The 19,697-nt window shown below is 45.2% G+C and carries 16 protein-coding genes and 2 pseudogenes; 4 read left to right on the top strand and 14 right to left on the bottom strand.

Annotated elements, in window-relative coordinates; genetic code table 11:
- Positions 1–21 precede the first annotated feature (21 nt).
- On the bottom strand, positions 22–2,136 hold the full coding sequence (gene ligA / locus H6A61_RS11005) for an NAD-dependent DNA ligase LigA (protein WP_204393598.1): 2,115 nt from the start codon (positions 2,134–2,136) through the stop codon (positions 22–24).
- A gap of 123 nt (positions 2,137–2,259) precedes the next feature.
- Between ligA and trmD the strand changes: the two genes are divergently transcribed.
- Complete coding sequence (gene trmD, locus H6A61_RS11000) at positions 2,260–2,937, top strand: tRNA (guanosine(37)-N1)-methyltransferase TrmD (RefSeq protein ID WP_204393596.1); 678 nt, start codon at positions 2,260–2,262, stop codon at positions 2,935–2,937.
- Positions 2,938–3,054: 117 nt separating this feature from the next.
- Here trmD and H6A61_RS10995 read toward each other — a convergent pair whose 3' ends face one another.
- From H6A61_RS10995 to holA, 4 genes are all read right to left on the bottom strand, one after another.
- On the bottom strand, positions 3,055–3,966 hold the full coding sequence (locus H6A61_RS10995) for a dihydroorotate dehydrogenase (protein WP_204393594.1): 912 nt from the start codon (positions 3,964–3,966) through the stop codon (positions 3,055–3,057).
- Positions 3,954–4,730, bottom strand: a complete 777-nt coding sequence (locus tag H6A61_RS10990) for a dihydroorotate dehydrogenase electron transfer subunit (protein ID WP_154042730.1) — start codon at positions 4,728–4,730, stop codon at positions 3,954–3,956. Before H6A61_RS10990 ends, H6A61_RS10995 begins: the two co-directional genes overlap by 13 nt.
- Before the next feature lie 240 nt (positions 4,731–4,970).
- The gene (locus H6A61_RS10985; protein WP_204393592.1) at positions 4,971–5,474 is read right to left on the bottom strand and encodes a helix-turn-helix domain-containing protein; all 504 of its coding nucleotides are present in this window, start codon (positions 5,472–5,474) and stop codon (positions 4,971–4,973) included.
- Positions 5,475–6,198: 724 nt separating this feature from the next.
- A complete protein-coding gene (gene holA / locus H6A61_RS10980; RefSeq protein WP_154042728.1) occupies positions 6,199–7,203 on the bottom strand; it encodes a DNA polymerase III subunit delta in 1,005 nt (334 codons plus the stop codon).
- A 120-nt stretch (positions 7,204–7,323) separates the two neighbouring features.
- Between holA and H6A61_RS10975 the strand changes: the two genes are divergently transcribed.
- The gene (locus H6A61_RS10975; RefSeq protein WP_154042727.1) at positions 7,324–7,773 is read left to right on the top strand and encodes a type I restriction enzyme HsdR N-terminal domain-containing protein; all 450 of its coding nucleotides are present in this window, start codon (positions 7,324–7,326) and stop codon (positions 7,771–7,773) included.
- 85 nt (positions 7,774–7,858) lie between these two features.
- Here the strand turns inward: H6A61_RS10975 and H6A61_RS10970 are convergent, their stop codons facing one another.
- Together H6A61_RS10970 and H6A61_RS10965 are read right to left on the bottom strand one after the other, a co-directional pair.
- The gene (locus tag H6A61_RS10970) at positions 7,859–8,689 is read right to left on the bottom strand and encodes a zinc ribbon domain-containing protein (RefSeq protein ID WP_204393590.1); all 831 of its coding nucleotides are present in this window, start codon (positions 8,687–8,689) and stop codon (positions 7,859–7,861) included.
- A gap of 4 nt (positions 8,690–8,693) precedes the next feature.
- Entirely contained in the window at positions 8,694–9,530 is an 837-nt protein-coding gene (locus H6A61_RS10965; RefSeq protein WP_204393588.1) for a Nif3-like dinuclear metal center hexameric protein, read from the bottom strand.
- Positions 9,531–9,713: 183 nt separating this feature from the next.
- Here H6A61_RS10965 and H6A61_RS10960 point away from each other — a divergent pair, with 183 nt between their 5' ends.
- The gene (locus H6A61_RS10960) at positions 9,714–11,033 is read left to right on the top strand and encodes an ATP-binding protein (protein ID WP_154042724.1); all 1,320 of its coding nucleotides are present in this window, start codon (positions 9,714–9,716) and stop codon (positions 11,031–11,033) included.
- A gap of 63 nt (positions 11,034–11,096) precedes the next feature.
- Here the strand turns inward: H6A61_RS10960 and proS are convergent, their stop codons facing one another.
- From proS to H6A61_RS10935, 5 genes are all read right to left on the bottom strand, one after another.
- Positions 11,097–12,587, bottom strand: coding sequence for a proline--tRNA ligase (proS, locus tag H6A61_RS10955; RefSeq protein ID WP_154042723.1), 1,491 nt, complete (start codon positions 12,585–12,587; stop codon positions 11,097–11,099).
- A gap of 79 nt (positions 12,588–12,666) precedes the next feature.
- Entirely contained in the window at positions 12,667–13,839 is a 1,173-nt protein-coding gene (locus H6A61_RS10950; protein WP_204393586.1) for a DUF6057 family protein, read from the bottom strand.
- A gap of 2 nt (positions 13,840–13,841) precedes the next feature.
- Positions 13,842–15,866: an alpha amylase C-terminal domain-containing protein gene (locus H6A61_RS10945; RefSeq protein WP_154042721.1), complete on the bottom strand. Its 2,025-nt coding sequence runs from the start codon at positions 15,864–15,866 to the stop codon at positions 13,842–13,844.
- 143 nt (positions 15,867–16,009) lie between these two features.
- Positions 16,010–17,134, bottom strand: coding sequence for a phosphatidylinositol-4-phosphate 5-kinase (locus tag H6A61_RS10940; protein ID WP_204393584.1), 1,125 nt, complete (start codon positions 17,132–17,134; stop codon positions 16,010–16,012).
- A 22-nt stretch (positions 17,135–17,156) separates the two neighbouring features.
- Positions 17,157–18,446: a M16 family metallopeptidase gene (locus H6A61_RS10935; protein WP_346342340.1), complete on the bottom strand. Its 1,290-nt coding sequence runs from the start codon at positions 18,444–18,446 to the stop codon at positions 17,157–17,159.
- A gap of 51 nt (positions 18,447–18,497) precedes the next feature.
- Here H6A61_RS10935 and H6A61_RS10930 point away from each other — a divergent pair, with 51 nt between their 5' ends.
- Complete coding sequence (locus H6A61_RS10930; RefSeq protein ID WP_239469192.1) at positions 18,498–18,932, top strand: 2-amino-4-hydroxy-6-hydroxymethyldihydropteridine diphosphokinase; 435 nt, start codon at positions 18,498–18,500, stop codon at positions 18,930–18,932.
- A gap of 21 nt (positions 18,933–18,953) precedes the next feature.
- Here H6A61_RS10930 and H6A61_RS10925 read toward each other — a convergent pair.
- Together H6A61_RS10925 and H6A61_RS15990 are read right to left on the bottom strand one after the other, a co-directional pair.
- A pseudogene (locus tag H6A61_RS10925) lies at positions 18,954–19,457 on the bottom strand (PD-(D/E)XK nuclease family transposase); the annotation flags it as partial.
- A 124-nt stretch (positions 19,458–19,581) separates the two neighbouring features.
- Positions 19,582–19,697 (bottom strand): annotated as a pseudogene (locus H6A61_RS15990) (PD-(D/E)XK nuclease domain-containing protein); the annotation flags it as partial.

Raw genomic sequence — 19,697 nt, 5'->3', positions numbered from 1 at the left:
TTAAGTTGATAAAATTTTGAACTAAAACAATTCCAACTGTATGTTCCCTTTTGCTTTTTTCGGCTTTTCTTCCACCGTTTCAGGAACCACAGCTTCTGCAGGCTTGTCTTCCTTCACAGTAGTCTTTTCAGCATTTTCTATCAGCTCCAGGAATTCTTTTTCGTCCATAATCTTTATTCCCAGCTTCTGTGCCTTTTCCAGTTTGCTGGGCCCCATATTCTCACCTGCCAGAATGAAACTTGTCTTCTTTGAGATACTTCCCACATTCTTTCCGCCGTGCTTCTCTATGATGTCCTTGTATTCGTCCCTTGAATGAACGGCAAATACTCCGCTTATCACTATCGACTGCCCCTCAAGGATGTTCGATACAGCTGCTGTTTCTTCGGCTTCCATTTCCATTTTCAGTCCCGCAGCTTTCAGTCTGGCCACCAGTTCACGGTTCTTTTCGCTGCTGAAGAAATGTATTATACTCTCCGCAATTTTCTCTCCTATTTCGTCTATGGCCATAAGTTCTTCCTTGGTAGCCGACATCAGAGTGTCAATATTTTTTATTGAGCGTGCAAGCTTTTTCGCCACTGTCTCACCCACGAATCTTATACCCAGAGCAAACAATACCCTTTCGAAACTTACCTGTCTCGAAGCTTCCAGACCTGCCATGATGTTCTGTGCCGATTTCTCTCCGAATCGCTCCAGGCGTGCAATATCCTGCTCGCGCAGATTATACAGGTCGGCTGCATTGCCTATCATTCCTTCCTGATAGAACAGGTCAACCGTTTCAGGTCCCAGTCCTTCTATGTTCATGGCCTTACGGCTTATGAAATGCTCTATCTTACCCTTGATTTGCGGAGGACATGAATCCTCGTTCGTGCAATAATGTGCCGCTTCGTCATCAAATCTGGTCAGCGGTTCTCCACATTCCGGACAGTGTGTGATGAATTTCACAGGCATGCTGTCAGGAGTTCTCGAAGCAATATCCACGCCAGTTATTTTCGGGATAATTTCGCCTCCCTTTTCCACATAAACCATGTCACCCTCGTGCAGATCCAGACTCTCTATAATGTCCGCATTGTGCAGCGATGCTCTTTTCACTATCGTACCCGACAGCTGTACCGGATCAAGGTTTGCCACCGGTGTTATGGCTCCAGTACGTCCCACCTGGTATGTCACCTTTTGTAGCTTCGTCAGAGCCTTTTCCGCCTGAAACTTATACGCTATTGCCCATCGAGGCGATTTCGCCGTATATCCCAGGTTCTTCTGCTGTCTGATGGAGTTCACTTTCAGTACAATTCCGTCGGTAGCCACAGGCAGGTTCTTTCTTTCCGTATCCCAGTATTTTATGAAGTCGAACACCTCCTGCAGAGTCTTCACCTTGCGTGTAGTGTCCGAAATCTTGAATCCCCATTTGCGTGCTTCCTGCAGATTTTCGTAATGTCCGTCACATGGCAGGTTGTCACCCAGAAGATAATAAAGATATGCGTCAAGCTTTCTCGATGCCACTACAGACGAGTTTTGCAGTTTCAGCGTACCCGAAGCCGCGTTTCTCGGGTTGGCAAACAGAGGCTCCTCGCGTGCCTCACGTTCCTTGTTCAGCTTTTCGAACACCTCCCACGGCATAAGTATCTCACCTCGTATCTCGAATTCCTTCGGATAGTTGTCACCTTTCAGAACCAGAGGAATGGTGCGTATGGTCTTCACGTTGTTTGTCACATCGTCACCTTTCACTCCGTCTCCACGTGTCACTGCACGCACCAGCTTGCCGTTCTCGTAAGTAAGTGATATCGAAGTGCCGTCGAATTTCATTTCGCAGCAAATTTCGAAGTCCTCGTTAAGCGATTTTCTCACCCTCTCATAGAAGTCCGTAACCTCCTCCTCGGAGTATGTGTTACCCAGCGAAAGCATAGGATACCTGTGTTCCACCTGCACAAAATCCTTGTTGATATCGCTTCCCACCCTCATTGTAGGCGAGTTCTCGTCATATGTTTCCGGATATTTGGCTTCCAGATCCTGCAGTTCGCGCATCATATGGTCAAACTCGATGTCGCTTATCACAGGCGAATTCAGTACATAGTAATTATAATTATGTGTGTGAAGCTCTTCACGCAGCTGATATATTCTTTCAATTTCAGGATTTGTCATAATATTTACGATGTTAGCAATGCAAATTTAGCAAAAAAACTCATCCTGCCGCCATAAGTACGGAGGATAATGTGTATTTTTGCAACTACTAACAACTAAAAACAAAAAACTCCCAAACTATATATGAGAATAGACATTATAACAGTATTGCCTGAGATGATTGAGGGCTTTTTCAACTGCTCGATAATGAGCCGTGCGCAGAAAAAAGGTATTGCAGAGATTTACATCCACAATCTTCGCGACTATACTCTCGACAAATACCGTCGTGTTGACGATTATCCTTTCGGCGGTTGTGCCGGTATGGTGATGAAGATAGAGCCTATCGACCGTTGCATCACAGCCCTTAAGGAACAGCGTCATTACGATGAAATAATCTTTACAAGTCCCGACGGCGAGAAGTTCGACCAGCCTATGGCCAACACTCTTTCCCTGAAGGAAAATCTCATGATTCTTTGCGGACATTTCAAGGGAATCGACTACCGTATCCGTGAACATTTCATCACCAAGGAAATAAGCATAGGCGACTATGTCCTCACCGGTGGCGAGCTTGCCGCTGCTGTCATCACCGACGCCATCGTACGTATCATCCCGGGAGTGATTTCTGACGAGCAGTCAGCTTTGTCCGATTCTTTCCAGGACAATCTTCTGGCTCCTCCCGTATATACCCGTCCTGCCGAATACAAAGGTTGGAAAGTACCAGATATCCTTCTTTCAGGTCATGAAGCGAAGATACGCGAATGGGAATTCCAGCAGTCGCTCGAACGTACCAAACGCCTTCGTCCGGACCTGCTTCAGGATTGAGAAAAAGTAATATAGTATTAGAGTGATATAGTAATATTATAAGGTATAAAAAACAGAAATCCCGTGAAACATTCAGTGATTGCTTCACGGGATTTCTCTTTATTTCTTTATATATTATTACACCTCCAGTGCCCCGATAATATCGCGTACCGATGAATATCCGTGGCGTTCCAGATAGTCGTTGATACCTTCAGCCACTTTCACTGTAATGGCAGGATCGATAAAGTTTGCAGTACCAATCTGGATGGCAGTTGCACCTGCAAGCATGAACTCTACAGCGTCTCTCCAGTTCATGATACCGCCCAGTCCGATTACAGGAATCTTCACAGCCTTAGCCACCTGCCAGACCATTCTCAGAGCGATAGGTTTCACTGCAGCACCGCTCATACCTCCGGTGATAGTCGAAAGCACCGGTTTGCGCTTTTCGGCATTGATAGCCATACCCAGCAGAGTATTGATAAGCGACACGCTGTCCGCACCTGCACCTTCAGCCGCACGGGCTATTTCAGTGATGTCAGTCACGTTAGGCGAGAGTTTCACGATAAGAGTTTTCTTGTAAACATCTCTTACTGCTTTTACCACCTCTTCGGCACCCTTTGCAGTCACACCGAAAGCCATACCTCCCTGTTTCACGTTAGGGCAAGAGATGTTCAGTTCGATAGCCGGAATGTTCTCCAGTTCGTTGATGATACGTGCAGTTTCCGCATAGTCTTCAATCTGTGAACCCGACACGTTCACTATCATATTAGTCTTGATATCCTTGATCTTCGGATAGATGTTTTCCACGAAATAATGTACACCCTTGTTCTGTAGTCCCACAGCGTTCAGCATACCCATCGGAGTCTCTGCCATACGCGGATAAGGGTTACCTTCGCGGTGATGCAGTGTAGTACCTTTCACTATGATACCGCCAATTTTTTCCAGGTCCACGAAATCTTCGAATTCCAGACCGTAGCCGAAAGTTCCCGATGCAGTCATCACCGGGTTAGCCATGTTCAGCTTTCCTATGTTTACGCTTAAATCTGCCATAATAATTTCTTATAATTAAATACCGGACCCTCTTTACATACACACACGTGACCTTCCTGAGTGTTCTCCACGCAGCACAGACATGCACCTACGCCGCACGCCATTGTATTCTCCAATGACACCTCACATTCAATGTCGTTCTCCTTCGCATATTTAGCCACAGCCATCATCATAGGTTTCGGACCGCATGTATAAATCATGTCGAACTTCACATTCTTCAATACACTGTGCATAGTCACATAACCCTTTTCGCCGGCCGAACCGTCTTCGGTAGTGGTATAAACCTCACCCAAAGCCTTGAACTCGTCAAGTTGCAGAAGGTCGTTTGCCGAACGTGCTCCCAACAGGAATACAGGCTTGCAACCCATCTTCTTCAGAGCCTCGCCCATGTACAGCATAGGAGCTGTACCAACACCTCCGCCCACAAGCAGAAGCTTCTTTTCTGTACTTTCAGGCATTGTAAATCCGTTGCCCAGCGGAAGAACCACGTTCACCGTATCACCCTTTTCCACAGTGGCAAGTTTTCTAGTTCCGTCGCCTACCAGTTGTACAAGGAACCACACTTCGTTATTCGCGCGGTCAACATAGTTTATTGAAATCGGACGTCGCAGGAAAGTCGTGTTCGAACCGTCGATACGTATTTCCGCAAATTGTCCGGGAAGCATTTCAGGAAGCGGTTTGTCCTGTGTCAGCTTTATGAGAACATAGTTGTTGTGCAGACGTATGTTCTCTGTTACAGTCAAATCTAAAATGTATTTTTTCATAAAAAACCGGATAAAATCATTTTGGATACAAAGATAGTGCAAACCGAGTGAAGTACAAAGTGAAAACTCCGTTTTCAACTTTTAATTCCGAGGTGCCGCCTATCTTATCTAAAGATAGTGCAAACCGAGTGAAGTACAAAGTGAAAACTCCGTTTTCAACTTTTAATTCCGAGGTGCCGCCTGTCTTATTATATATAAGGTGTAACTCCTCTGCAGATCTGTTAAAGTTCAGTCCCGTATTTACTTGTTTTCCGGTTTGAACACCTCAAAAGTGCCGTTATCATAGAAAATTCTTATTTCAGTGATTTTTGGAGCAGGCTTTTCTATATATCTAACCACCTCTTTTTCAGATTCTTTAGGTGCATAAACAGGCGTTTCCGATGGCTTCTCCTTGCGAAAATCGAAATAAAACTGCCCGCTGCCCGTGTTTTCCGGATTCTCGGCGTTTTCAAACAGAGGCATGCCGCCTGTTCTTTCCGGGCTATCGTCTGCCGTTGCATGGTCGTTCCTGTCAGACATGTCTTTTTCCGTGTCCGAAGTGTACATGTTGCCTTCACCGTACAAAATCCAGTTAAGGCTTATCGAAGGGAATGATTTGTGGATTCGCTTCACCACATCCAGACTCGGATTGTTCCTTCCGCTGAATATATGCGATAGCGACGATGTCGAAATTCCTATTTTATCTGCGAAGTCGGCGTTGCTTAAACCTGCCGAACGCATGATTTGGATGATCCTGTCCTTCATTTACAAATGGAATTATAATTTTTTATTTCGTTACAAAGGTAAACATAAGATTTTACAAAACAAAATTTACAACAATAAATGTAAATATTACAAATGTAAATACAAATGTAAATCATATACAAGAGTAAAACTTTACAAGTGTATATTCCTTTAATCTTAACTTTGTATATTATAGCTAATACCTTGATTATATATCAGTTACATATATGTATAAATGTACATTCAGACCGTTTTTGCCCATATATAGCCTTTTTCTGTATATCACTTAAAGCCAATTCTTGCATATTTCGTCTAAATATCTGAAATATAGCGGATTATATCCGTGCATATCCTATGTAAACTTATACATTTACACATGTGAAGTGTTTAGTAGTCAATTAGTTACAGTTGTATTCCCTACCCTATTACAATTGTATATCTGCTTATAATTGTCATGGAATTTACTTTTGTATATACAAATGTTACCTATTTACATATGTAATTTTACAAAAATAAGCGTCTTTACTCATTACAGATGTAAACCTCACTACCGTTTATTTACAAAATCGCTGAGAATTGAAAATTTCCGTACAGATGAATTTGCCCGTAAATTTTAAAATCTCGTGCCATTTGCCATTTGTAAGTGTATAGGCACAAAAAAAGCCCCATCCCTGTAAGGATAGAGCTTCTGTTATGCTGTTTTTGCTATATTCCGTAATATTCTACCGTCTCTTGACCGTAAACATCAGTGTAGAATGAAATAGACGAGTTCTCTGAGCAGTTCTCCCGGCGACAGTGATACATTACCTATTCCTTTCGATCGTGCGTCACAGAGCCTTATTTGCGTTATGATGTTCATCACCTTCACGCCCGTATAAGCTTTCATGCCCGCGATATACTCTTTTGCCAGCCATGGCGACTTCAGTCCCAGGTAAGCCGCCAAACCGTTTTCAGTGCGTTCCGGCGCGTAATACGCCACCATCAGGTTCGAGAAGTAGTTGAACAGCAGCGCCAGTGTAGGCTGCAGCGGATTACTCTTCGGATTATCGCTGAAGTACTTCACAATCTTGTTCGCCTTCAGCGTATCCTTCGTTATAAGCGCGTTTTTCAGCTCGAAGTTGTTATAGTCCTTGCTTATACCGATATTCCTTTCTATCTCCACCGGAGTAATCCTGTTCCTGTCCTTAGGCATCGTGATGATAAGCTTGTCCAGTTCCCCCGCCAGTCTGTTCAGGTCGTTTCCCACGAATTCCGCCATCAGTTGTGCCGCAGTGTCGTCAATCTCCATCTTCCGCCTTTTCATGTACGTCGTGATGAACCCCGGCAGCAGATTTTCCTTCAGCTTCTTCGATTCGAACACCACGCCGTTCTTTTCTATCTCCGCCACAATCTTCTTCCTTCTGTCCAGAGTGCCGTGCTTGTAGCAGAACACGAGGATAGTCGATGTAAGCGGTTTCTGCATGTAGAACGAGAGCTCCTCCCACGATCTCAGGTTCTGCGCTTCCTTCACCACCACCACCTGATGTTCCGACATCATCGGATACCGTTTCGCGTTGTTCACCACGCTCGCCATGTCAGTATCCAGACCATACATAATTGTCAGGTTGAATTCCTTCTCGTTTTCGTCCAGCGCTTTTTCCACTATGTAGTCCGAAATTCTGTCTATGTAGTAGTCCTCTTCACCCATCAGCAGATAGACCGGTGCGAACTTTCCGTTCTTTATGTCCTTGGCTATATCTTCGTAAGTCATGATTTCTTTAAATTATTCCGTGTTGGTTTTAGGGTTTCATCCCGTTTTATTAACTTTGTAGTTGATAAATTTCCGTTACAAAAATTGTATCGGACAAAACAATTAATGCAAATATACGAAATGTTATCATTAAACCTGCCATTCGCGCCTCTTAAAATTGCCGACGTCAGCGGCAAGAAACAAGTGTTTGATATTTTGAGGAAGAAATACGTAGCCCTTACTCCCGAAGAATGGGTACGCCAGCATTTTGTTCACTACCTCATCACTCACCGCGGCTATCCGTCCGGACTCCTTGCCAACGAAGTCAGCATAAAGCTCAACTCCACATCGCGCCGTTGCGACACCGTGCTTTATTCCCCTTCGCTTTCTCCCCGCATGATAGTCGAGTACAAGGCCCCCGATGTAAATATTTCTCAACAAGTTTTCAATCAGATTACCCGCTACAACATAGTTCTCAAGGTCGATTATCTGATTGTCACCAATGGCATCACCCATTACTGCTGCAAGGTCGATTACAACAGCGGCCGCTGCACATTCCTTCCATCCGTTCCCCTTTACACCGATTTGTAAAAAAAACGGACAGGACCGCACATGGAAATTGTTCCTCCACGTTTCCGGTCCTGTCCTTTATTATATTAGAAATTCACCTGTTTTCTTATTCGTCCTGGCTTGCCGAAGTTCTGGTTCTTCTTGTCGGTTTTGTTTCCTTCACTTCAGTTTCCACCGGAGCCACACCTGCAAGTTCCTGGTCAACCATGATTCTACCGCAGTACTCGCATACAATGATTTTCTTTCTCATTCTGATGTCAAGCTGTCTCTGAGCCGGAATCTTGTTGAAGCAACCGCCGCAAGCACCTCTCTGCACGTAAGTGATACCAAGTCCGTTTCTTGAGTTACCTCTGATACGTTTGAAAGCCTGCAGAAGTCTGGGTTCGATACCCGCTTCGATAGCCTTTGCGTTTTCTCTCAGTTTTTCCTCTTCCTGTTTTGTTTCGGCTATGATTTCGTCCAGTTCGTTTTTCTTGTCTTCCAGATCCTTTGTTCTTTCTTCAAGAGTGTTCTGGCTTTTCACAATCTCTTCTTCTTTAGCCTTGATCGAAGCGTTAGCCTCTTTTATTCTCTTTTCGTTCAGTTCCACTTCCAGCGACTGAAATTCAATTTCCTTAGTCAGCACGTCATATTCGCGGTTGTTTCTCACGTTGTCCTGCTGAGTCTTGTATTTTTCAATAGAAGCCTTTGCAGATTCGATGTCAATTTTTCTTGTAGCCACATTCTGCTTCAGTTCCTCTATTTCAGTCTTGATTTTTTCGATACGTGTGTTCAAGCCTGTTATTTCGTCTTCCAGGTCTCTTACCTCAAGTGGTAATTCTCCTCTCAGTGTCTTGATTTTATCCATTTCAGAAAGGATAGTCTGCAGTTTGTACAGAGCTTTAAGTTTCTGTTCCACGCTTACTTCCGAAAGGTCTTTTTTTGCTTCTTTAGCCATAGTCTTATAAATATTTAATTGGGTTCGTATTAATTCTTGTCAGTTCAGTTCTCAGCGACGGGAATTTTCTGTTCAGCAAGTCCTGAATTATTTCCTTCGTATATTGTTCGCTTTCGTAGTGTCCTATTTCCGCTGCCAGAATCTTGTCTTCGTAGTAGAAATAGTCATGATACTTTATTTCTCCAGTCACGAACGCGTCGGCATGCTGTTTCACCGCCTTTTCCATCAGGAACGCACCTGCACCTCCGCAGATTGCCACTTTCGTAATCAGTCGTCCCGTCAGCTTCGTGTGCTTCACGCATCCCGTTTCAAACGTCTTCTTCACGTGTTTCAGGAATTCCGTTTCCGTCATCGGCTCCTCCAGCTCGCCAATGGCACCCGCTCCGGCAGTCAGCCATTCCGGCATCTTCCTGTCGCCCGTATCGTTCTTGCAGCCGTCTTCCTGCTGCATATACTCTTTAGGGTCCAGCACCGTAACGTTCTTCAGTCCTATTTTCTCAGCTATCTTATAGTTCACCCCGTTAGGCGCATTATCCAGGTTTGTGTGCATCGAGTAGATTGCTATCTCGTTTTTTATAGCCGTCATGATGCACCTTTCCGTATAGTCCTTTCCGGTGATCGACTTATATCCTCTGAACATCAGCGGATGATGCGATATAATCAGGTTAAATCCCTGATTTATAGCTTCTTCCACCACCTCTTCAGTAACGTCCAGACACAATAAAGCCCCTGTAGCTTCCACGTCTGTCAATCCCACTTGCAGTCCGGCATTGTCAAATCCGTCTTGCAGGGGCAGAGGCGCGAATATCTCAAGGGCGTCAATAATTTCCTTAATTTTCATATTTGCGAATAAGTTCACTGCAAAAATACAAACAAAGTGCGTTGAATAAATTACGGGACGGGAAAAATTAAGATTTTTTTGCAGAATATTTCTCTTCACAGAAAAATACACTATATTTGCAGTAGCGAAACGGCTGTTTCCGAAACAGCTGTTTCGGAAATCAGAATAAAAAGGAATAAGTCTATGAAATTTTTTGACAGAACAGAAGAAATTGCGTCTCTTCGTGAAATTCGAGAGATGGCAAAAAATAACGCACAGTTTACGGTAGTTACCGGACGGCGACGTATCGGCAAAACATCACTGATATGGAAAGCATATGATGATGCTCCCATTCTATATTTCTTTGTCGCTCGCAAAGCGGAAAGTGATTTGTGCGAAGACTATCGGCTTGAAATTGAAAACAAGTTGGGAATCCCTACTATAGGACGTGCCGAACATTTTGCCGATATGTTCGAGTTTCTGATGAAACTTTCAATAGAACGTCCGGTCACGCTGTTTATTGATGAATTTCAGGATTTTTTTCGTGTGAACAAGTCTGTGTACAGCGACATGCAGCGCATTTGGGACATATACAGTCCGAAAGCTCATATGAACCTGATTGTTTGTGGTTCAATTTATTCCATGATGACGAAGATATTCAAGGACAAAAAAGAACCGTTATATAACAGACAGACACGTTTTATGACTGTACGTCCGTTTACGCCATCTGTTTTAAAGGAAATTCTGTCTGAATATCATCCTGGACACACGTCAGAAGATCTTTTGGCTCTATATTCTTTTACCGGAGGTGTAGCAAAGTATGTACAGTTGCTTGTCGATGCCGGAGCAACGAGCAAGGAAAGAATGTTGGAACAAATCGTAAAGGCCGATTCCATTTTTCTTGGAGAAGGTAAATCCATACTTATTGAGGAGTTTGGCAAAGACTACGGGATTTATTTTTCTATTCTTTCAGCTATAGCAAGAGGTAAAACCTCCCGTTCGGAAATAGAAAGTGTAGTTGGTAGGGAAATAGGTGGCTATCTGACAAAATTGGAAAACGAGTACGAAATTATCGCCAAGAAGCAACCCCTGTTTGAAAAGAGCTCCACGAAGAATGTCCGATATACTATAGAAGACAATTTCTTCACATTCTGGTTCCGTTTTATATATAAATATAGCTATATGTTGGAAATAGAGAACTACGAGAGTTTGAAGACAATTATAAATCGTGACTACGAAACATTCAGCGGTCTGATGCTGGAACGTTATTTCAGGCGCGTGCTTATCAACCGTCAAGCCTATACGCGAATCGGCGGATGGTGGGACCGCAAAGGTGAGAATGAAATAGATATTGTGGCAGAGAACGAGTTGGACAATCAAGCTACCTTCTTCGAAGTAAAACGTAAGGCTGGAAACATTGACATTGAAGTGCTGAAACAGAAGGCATCAGCTTTCTTGCGTGCCACTGGCGAGCTCAAAGGATATGACATATCTTACAAGGGACTGTCAATGGATGATATGTAATACTATAATAACGGCGTGAACACCTTTTTGTGCACACGCCGTTATTTGTAGTATTTTCTCCAATCAATACGCTCTCGCGAACAACACTCTTCTTGCCGAAGGCTTTCCTGTCACCATATCCACACCCGGAGTCAGGCTTTCCTCGTCAGCTTCGAAAGGCAGGCATCTGATAGTAGCCTTAGTCTCTTCCTTGATGCGTTCCTCAGTTTCTGTAGTACCGTCCCAGTGAGCCAGGATGAATCCACCCTTTTCAATCTGTTCCTTGAACTCATCATAAGTATCCACCTTCACGATATGTTCGTTTCTGAATTTCAGAGCCTTCTGGTAGATATTGTTCTGGATGTCCTCAAGCAGGTTCTTTACATATTCCTCTATGCCGTCGCATGAACGGGTTTCTTTCTCCAGAGTATCACGACGCATAACCTCCATAGTATTGTTTTCCAGGTCGCGTCCGCCCATTACCAGTCTCACAGGCACACCCTTCAGCTCGTAGTCAGCGAATTTGAATCCCGGACGCTTGTTGTCGGCGTTGTCATATTTCACAGAGATACCCATGCTTCTCAGCTTGTTCACGATGCCGTCAACTTTCTCGTTTATCTGGTTCAGCTGTTCCTCGTTCTTGTAGATAGGAACGATAACCACCTGTATAGGAGCCAGATGCGGAGGAAGTACCAGACCGTTGTCATCAGAGTGAGTCATGATAAGCGCACCCATCAGACGTGTAGATACACCCCATGAAGTAGCCCAAACATAATCCAGCTTGTTGTTCTTATCCACAAACTGCACGTTGAATGCCTTCGCGAAGTTCTGTCCCAGGAAGTGAGAAGTACCGCACTGCAGTGCCTTACCGTCCTGCATCAGACCTTCAATAGTGTAAGTGTCAAGCGCACCCGCAAAACGTTCGTTGGCCGATTTCACACCCTTGATAACAGGCACAGCCATGAATTTCTCGGCAAAGTCGCCATACACGTGCAGCATCTTCTGAGCTTCAGCTTCAGCCTCTTCTCTAGTAGCGTGAGCAGTGTGACCTTCCTGCCACAGGAATTCCGCAGTACGCAGGAACAGACGTGTACGCATCTCCCATCTCATTACGTTCGCCCACTGGTTACACAGGATAGGCAGGTCTCTGTACGAGTTGATCCAGTTCTTGTAAGTACTCCATATGATAGTTTCCGAAGTCGGTCTGATGATAAGTTCCTCTTCCAGTTTCGCGTTCGGATCAACAATCACTCCCGATCCGTCTTCGGCATTTTTCAGTCTGTAATGTGTCACTACAGCACATTCCTTAGCAAAACCTTCTACGTGTTCAGCCTCCCTGCTCAGGTATGATTTAGGGATGAGCAGCGGGAAATATGCGTTCACATGTCCTGTTGCCTTGAACATGTCATCCAGCTGTCTCTGCATTTTTTCCCAGATGGCATATCCGTAAGGTTTTATCACCATACATCCTCTCACAGGCGACTGTTCAGCCAGGTCCGCCTTGACCACCAGGTCATTATACCATTGTGAATAGTTTTCACTTCTTTTGGTCAGTTCTTTCAGTTCTTTAGCCATAGCTATTTTTATAATTTGTTTTATGAGTGTGCAAAATTAATAAAAAAAGCGTACAGTATCCCACAGTACGCCAAAAAAGTTATTCCTGATAGTCATAATACCATCTGAATGTATTTCCGAATTCCATTCTCATCCTGTTTCTTTCCTCGTCCTTCGATTTGTAGGTATCCATCTGCCTGTACCTGTATCTCTCCATCAGTTTGTGGCAGGTGCTGTCCTTGTCTTCAATCTCGAAGCTCCACTGCGGATTTTTCTCCTTATACATTATGGCAGCCTCCTTGAAATATCTTGTCAGCGAGTCCCCCTTAATCCTGAAGTCCGCCACAGCCTTTGCAAATCCGTCCATATCCTTCTGCAGCATAAGTCCCGCCAGATAATACAGTCTCGCATTGTAGCAGCTGTCCCCCTTGTATGCCATCCTTTTCAGATACTCCATTCTCCTTTCCCCCGGAGCAGGCCTTTCGCCTATCAGAGCATACACCGAGTCGTTCGTATATCTCAGGGTCTTGCTCGAGTCGTTGTCGAAGAACATCCCGTCGGATTTATAGTATTGCGGATATTCGAACAGCAGTTCCCCCGTTTTCCCCTCTTTAGTCATGGCTAGCATCCTCAGAGCCGTGAGCGTCCTTGTGGTTCTCAGCGACTTTGCGGCACATTTCAGCGCCTTTTCGTTCATGTCCTTCGCCATCAGGTTCTCCATTCTCAGTTCGTTGTGCAGAAACCTGTCCGTGTTTCCCAGACACAATGTTCCCACCGACATCAGCAGCATCAGTGCGATGTTCCATATCATCGACTGCTGCAGGTCAGTGCCATGGCTTTTCGGTATTCTCAGCACCTTCCTTATCATCACCACCGCCACCACGAACAGAACCGTGGCCACAGGCATCACCCACCACCAGGCATATGAGAACCCCTCCATATACAGATTTCTTCCGAATCCCGTCATCGTCACCAGTCCCAGAAACGACGGCAGATAAGCCAGTGCGCTCACTCTTCCCCTGAGCCTCATTAGCAGGTTCAGTCCCCACCTCATTATCAGCAGGATGGTAATGATGATTATTGTTGCCGGCACTATATTGAATTCCTTGTAGCCGTGCGACATCGAATAATGTATAGCCTCCAGCAAGTCCTTTTGGAAATACCCCAGATAAACAGTTGCAAATATAATGAACAGCCCGCCGCACACCAGATTAGTCAGGCGTGCGGCAGTTCTGTTATATTTCCTGTAACCGTAATTACTGTTGTATCCCATAATCAATTCTTAACTCTTTTCAGCACCACTGCAGTTCTTGCAGGCAGATAAAGTTTCAGCCATTCCTTCTTTTCCTTTGCATACATCGGATCGGCGCATGTAAAGTGAGTTATGCTGTCATCGTTGAAACCGAATCCACCGAAATCCTTGCTGTCAGTGTTCAGCACCACCTTGTACGAGCCTTTAGGCACCAGGAATCCGTAGTCGGTGAACGATCTTGTCGGGCTGAAGTTGAATACGAAAATCAGATCCTTTCTTCTGTACGCCAGCACCTGATCGCCGTCGTTGTGCCATATTTCCACCACGTCAGTCTTCTGTATGTTCTTCACGCTTCTGATAGTTTCCACCATCTTCTGGTCGAAATCACCCAAATAGTGATAGCACAACTCCTTGTTATCCACCAGGTTCCACTGTCTTCTTGCATATTTGTACGACCATCCGTTACCGTCTCTCGGGAAGTCAATCCATTCCGGATGACCGAATTCATTACCCATGAAGTTCAGGTAACCGCCGTTGATAGTCGAAGCCGTCAGCAGTCTTATCATCTTGTGCAGAGCCATACCCCTCTGTATCACTCCGTTCTCGTCACCCTTCTTGAAGTGCCAGTACATATCCGCGTCACACAGTCTGAAGATGATAGTCTTGTCGCCCACCAGCGCCTGGTCGTGGCTTTCGCAGTAAGAGATAGTCTTCTCGTCCTTTCTTCTGTTTGTCACCTCCCAGAACATGCTCGACGGTTTCCAGTCCTCATCCCTTCTCTCCTTGATAATCTTTATCCAGTAGTCAGGAATGTTCATCGCCATTCTGTAGTCGAATCCGTAACCGCCGTCCTCAAACGGAGCAGCCAGTCCCGGCATACCCGAAACCTCCTCGGCTATAGTGATAGCCCTGGGATTTATGGAATGTATAAGCTTGTTAGCCAAAGTCAGATAGCAGATGGCATTGTCATCCTGATGACCGTTGTAGTAGTCACCATAGTTGCAGAACGCTTCTCCCAGTCCGTGGCTGTAGTACAGCATCGAAGTCACGCCGTCAAATCTGAAGCCGTCGAACTTGAATTCCTCCATCCAGTACTTGCAGTTTGAAAGCAGGAAGTGCATCACCTGGTTCTTTCCGTAGTCGAAGCACAGCGAGTCCCACGCCGGGTGTTCCCTTCTGTCCCCCTGATAGAAATACTGGTTCGGATCACCAGCAAAGTTGCCCAGGCCTTCCACCTCATTCTTCACCGCATGCGAGTGCACAATATCCATAATCACCGCGATGCCCATCTGGTGAGCAGTGTCGATAAGCTGTTTCAGTTCGTCCGGTGTACCGAATCTTGACGACGGAGCGAAGAAGCTCGACACATGATATCCGAAGCTGCCGTAGTACGGATGTTCCTGTATCGCCATAATCTGTATGCAGTTATATCCGTCCTTCGCAATTCTAGGCAATATGTTTTCTCTGAATTCGTTGTACGTACCCACCTTTTCCGCATCCTGAGCCATACCTATATGGCATTCGTAAATCATCAGCGGTCCCACATTAGGGATGAATACTTTCTTTTTGAATTTATATGGTTTAGCCGGATCCCACACCTGAGCGCTGAAAATCTTTGTATTTTCGTCCTGCACCACTCTTGTGGCCCATGCAGGGATACGTTCTCCGCATCCGTTGCTCCAATACACTTTCAGTTTGAACAGGTCGCCATGTTTCATGGCCTTTCCCGGCAGTTCTATTTCCCAGTTTTCGGTTTTCTTGATTTTGTTCAGTTTATATTCCGGTGTCTCCTTCCATCCGTTGAAGTCACCCACCAGATATATGGCAGTGGCATTCGGGGCCCATTCCCTCAGTACCCATTTAGTCTCTTTCCCCTCTTTGATCTTATGTAAGCCGAAATATAAATGTCCTGATGCGAATTCTTCCAGAGAGCATCTTTTAGTCAGTTCCTTTTCTTTTCTTATCACCATTTCGTGTCTTCCGTTAATGGCGTCTGCATATGGTTCCAACCACGGGTCATTTTTAATAATGTTCAAGACTTTGTCCATAATTATTTAAGTTTTTAAGTTCGTGAGTTTTTAGGTCAGTCCGTTGAAATCTGACCTCCCTACCTACAAAAATACATTAATTTTTCAAGGAAAGAAAAAAAACTAAAAAAAAAAGCCCGAAAGCCCTCCTTTTTGTTATGATTTTACATTTTTTTGTCATCCAGTAGCCTTCCATTCTTAAAAGTTCCTTTTCTGATGACTTTTCCTCCGGCATCCTTTTCTATGAATTCCCCGTCTTTTTTGCCGTTCTTGAATTCACCTTCGAACACCGTTCCGTCCTTTTCAGTCAGCACGCCCTTTCCGTGTTCCTTTCCTCTCACGAAGTCACCCGTATATACCGAGCCATCAGTCATTTTCAACTTGCCTTTTCCTTCGGCCATGTTGTTCTTCCAGTTGCCTTCGTATATGTCGCCGTTCGCCCAGACATACTTGCCGTAACCGTTCCTTTCGTTTTCCTTCCATTCCCCGGTATATACGGCACCGTTCGCCCATTTGAACGTACCCTTTCCTTCCTGTTTGCCATTGTTGAACTCACCCTCGTAAGTATCCCCGTTCGGGTACGTATAAACGCCCCTTCCGGTTCTCTCTCCGTTGGCATATTCACCCTCATATCTCTCCCCGTTGTGGAAGTAATACACACCTTTTCCGTCCTGCATGTCATCCTTCCACTCTCCGGTATATTTGTCGCCGTTCGTATAAGTAAACGTACCCTTGCCATGTCTGAATCCGTCTCTCCATTCCCCTTCGTATTTCGACCCGTCTTCCCAGGTCATTTTTCCTTTTCCGTCCTTCAGGTCGTTTCTCCATTCCCCCTCATACACGGCTCCTCCTGTCCAGACATATTTCCCCAGTCCGTTTCTTTTGCTTCTGCTCCACGTTCCCGTATATATGTCTCCGTTGAAGTAGTCCATCACACCTTCACCCTCCTGCATGTCCTCCATCCACGTACCCTTGTACATGTTGTTGTTCGCAAAGTAGTAAGTGCCCTGTCCCTGCTTCATGTCCTCGCTCCATTCTCCTATATACCTTTCGCCTATGTTCAGCATCATCGTGCCCTCACCATTCCTTTTGCCTTTGGTATATTCACCTTCGTACATGTCGCCGTTCGGATACACCGTCCTTCCCATGCCGTTCGGTTTTCTCCTTTTCAGCTGTCCAGAATATTCCGCCCCGTTCTTAAACTTATAGTATCCCACGGCCAGTTGTGCTTCCGCCATTCCGCACGCCATCATCACACACACAGCCAACCCGTATATTCTCAAATTCATAATCCTTCCTTTCTTTTGAAAATTAAACATTGCCCGCCACTATCTCGACCATTCCGTTCCAGTCCAGATACTTTTCCGCCAGCTCCATAATCCTTTTCTCCGTTATATTCTTTATCGACTCCACGGATCTGTCGAAGAAATTCTCGTCCGTACCGGCAGTATGCACATAAATCCACGCCTCCGTTATCGACAGCGCGTTCTCGTAAGCCCTGCAGATGTCCCCCATCATATAGTTCTTCACCATGTTCAGTTCATCCCTGTCGGCAAGCGTACTCTTCAGCCTGTCCGTCTCTGCCTTCACCTCTTTTATAACGCTCTCCACATACTCGTTGCCCGTCTCCGTGCTTATCACCAGCATGCTCAGTCCCGGATACGACACTATTCCCGAACCTATGCCGTAGGTATAACCCTTGTCCTCCCTGATGTTCTTCATCAGCCTGCTTCCGAAGTATCCTCCCATAATAGTGTTCATCACCTTCAGGTCCAGGAAATCCTCATGCTTTCTGTCCGGCAGCAGGCACCCGATCTTCACCGAGCTCTGCATTCCGTCCTTTTTCTCCACAGTCACCCTCTTCTGCACGGCCCCCCTCGGTTCCGGCATCACAGGATTGGTCTTCTTTCTGTTCTCGCCCCATGGAGTATCCCCGAAATGCTCCTCAATGCACTTCAGCACCCTGTCCGTAACCCTTCCGGCCACGAACATCGTACAGTTGTCCGAGTAGTAGTTCTCCCTGTAGAAATCCTTCAGCATCTCCACCGACAGCCTCTCGTAGTCCTCCGTCTCTGCAAATCTGCCCAGCGGATGTTCCGGTCCGAACAGCTCCTTGTTAAGCCTTTTTCTCGCCATCACCTCCACCCTCTGAGCGTTCACCAGATACATCTGCTTGTTGGCTTCCGTCACAATCCTCAGTTCCCTTTCAGGAAACACAGGCTCCTTCACCATCTGCGCCAGCACCCCGATAGTCTTCTCAAAGAATTTTCCCAGCGAATAAAGAGTGATGAATCCGCTGTTCACCGACGACGACAAGTCCAGCCATGCCCCGTAGAAGTCCAGTTTCTCGGCTATTTCAGCCGAAGTCATCTTCCTTGTACCCTCCCTGAGCATCCTGTTTGTCATCATGGCCTGTAGCGGGAAACTCTGGTCCAGCTGTCCGCTGCCAATCACCAGATCCAGTCTTATCACGTCCTCCATTCCGGTATCTATGATGTTGAGAGCCACACCGTTAGGCATGATTTTCTTTACCGGTCTTTTTATATTGAAATCGGCTATACAGTCGATAGCCGGTATAGTTCTTCTGTCCACTTTCGAAATTTATAATTGATTCATTGATATGCAAAATTACGAAGAAATTCATAAATTTGTATGCAAAATAATGCAAAAGAATACAATACCTTTCCAGAACCGCTGTCAAAAATGAAAACTTGTATCATATGTATCGGGTCAAATCACAACCCATCCTTCAATATCACAAAGGCTGTTGAAACCCTCTCAACCCTTTTCCCCGACATTCTCTGGGGCGAAACCGTTGTCACCCCTGCCGAAGGCGTTTCCGTCCCCGTCCCCGACTATCACAACCGCGCCGCCGTCTTCACCACCAGCATGGGCATATCCGAGTTGAAACACCGCTTCAAGGAAATAGAAAAAGCCTGCGGACGCGGATCAGATTCCAAGTCCACAAGCATTGTACCTTTAGATATAGATTTGCTCCAGTACGATGGAGAAATACTCAAGCCCCGTGATATGCAGATGGGGTATGTCAGAAAAGCGCTGGAAGATATAATATTACCGAACCAATGATTTATAAAGTTAAACTGAAATCTATAATTCTTCAATTTCAGTTTCAGTCAGTCCGGTCACCTTTACTATTTGTTCCATAGGAATCCCTATTTCTTTCATAGTGCGGGCATTTCTTATTCTTTCTTCAGTTACACCTCTAGTTATGCCTTCTGTTATGCCTTCCGCTCTACCTTCCGCTCTACCTTCAGCTCTACCTTCAGCTATGCCTTCGGCTCTACCTTCGGCTATGCCTTTCGCTCTACCTTCCTCAATTCCTTTTTTCCATCCGGCTTCCCTTGCATCTTCTTCCACAATCCGGCTCACTCTATATCTGTCCAAAGCTTTGTCATACGCTATACGGTCTTCCAGCGAAAGATTTGCCACTGCCGCAAGTTCATTCAGTCTGTTAAACACCTGTTCTTTCAGCGCGTCAGGCATTCTGTTCCAATGTTGCATATTTTTAAGAGTATAAATAAGTTTGTCATATAAAGTTTCACATTCTCCGAGTTCCTTAGTGAAATACGGGAACTGCAGATAAACATTTCTATTTGATGCTGTACCTGCAAATATAATGTTATTTTGCAATCTAACCAAATTCGTCGCACAATGAAGGAAAATTAGTCAAATTGTAACTGGTCACCCTGTCCAAACAACTAAAAACTGACAACTCTTATTTAACAATCCACCTCTCCACATTCCTCTTCTCATAGCTGAAGTTCACACCCACTTTCACCAGCTTCCTTCCGTCACATTCGAAAGGCAGGGCATAGTCCTTGCTCTCTATCT

It is taken from the genome of Bacteroides caecigallinarum (genome assembly GCF_016901995.1).
In the GTDB taxonomy this organism is placed as follows: domain Bacteria; phylum Bacteroidota; class Bacteroidia; order Bacteroidales; family Bacteroidaceae; genus Phocaeicola; species Phocaeicola cellulolyticus.
Note: the sequence above shows the minus strand (reverse complement) of the source record. Positions and strands in the feature narration are given on the sequence as shown.

Bases quoted from the DNA above. Each gene is read 5' to 3' on its own strand.
- H6A61_RS10945 (WP_154042721.1), bottom strand. From the start codon at position 15,866: ATGGACAAAGTCTTGAACATTATTAAAAATGACCCGTGGTTGGAACCA.
- ligA (WP_204393598.1), bottom strand. From the start codon at position 2,136: ATGACAAATCCTGAAATTGAAAGAATATATCAGCTGCGTGAAGAGCTT.
- H6A61_RS10995 (WP_204393594.1), bottom strand. From the start codon at position 3,966: ATGGCAGATTTAAGCGTAAACATAGGAAAGCTGAACATGGCTAACCCG.
- proS (WP_154042723.1), bottom strand. From the start codon at position 12,587: ATGGCTAAAGAACTGAAAGAACTGACCAAAAGAAGTGAAAACTATTCA.
- trmD (WP_204393596.1), top strand. From the start codon at position 2,260: ATGAGAATAGACATTATAACAGTATTGCCTGAGATGATTGAGGGCTTT.
- H6A61_RS10960 (WP_154042724.1), top strand. From the start codon at position 9,714: ATGAAATTTTTTGACAGAACAGAAGAAATTGCGTCTCTTCGTGAAATT.
- H6A61_RS10990 (WP_154042730.1), bottom strand. From the start codon at position 4,730: ATGAAAAAATACATTTTAGATTTGACTGTAACAGAGAACATACGTCTG.
- H6A61_RS10940 (WP_204393584.1), bottom strand. From the start codon at position 17,134: ATGAATTTGAGAATATACGGGTTGGCTGTGTGTGTGATGATGGCGTGC.
- H6A61_RS10985 (WP_204393592.1), bottom strand. From the start codon at position 5,474: ATGAAGGACAGGATCATCCAAATCATGCGTTCGGCAGGTTTAAGCAAC.
- H6A61_RS10965 (WP_204393588.1), bottom strand. From the start codon at position 9,530: ATGAAAATTAAGGAAATTATTGACGCCCTTGAGATATTCGCGCCTCTG.
- H6A61_RS10930 (WP_239469192.1), top strand. From the start codon at position 18,498: ATGCAAAATAATGCAAAAGAATACAATACCTTTCCAGAACCGCTGTCA.
- H6A61_RS10975 (WP_154042727.1), top strand. From the start codon at position 7,324: ATGTTATCATTAAACCTGCCATTCGCGCCTCTTAAAATTGCCGACGTC.
- holA (WP_154042728.1), bottom strand. From the start codon at position 7,203: ATGACTTACGAAGATATAGCCAAGGACATAAAGAACGGAAAGTTCGCA.
- H6A61_RS10970 (WP_204393590.1), bottom strand. From the start codon at position 8,689: ATGGCTAAAGAAGCAAAAAAAGACCTTTCGGAAGTAAGCGTGGAACAG.
- H6A61_RS10950 (WP_204393586.1), bottom strand. From the start codon at position 13,839: ATGGGATACAACAGTAATTACGGTTACAGGAAATATAACAGAACTGCC.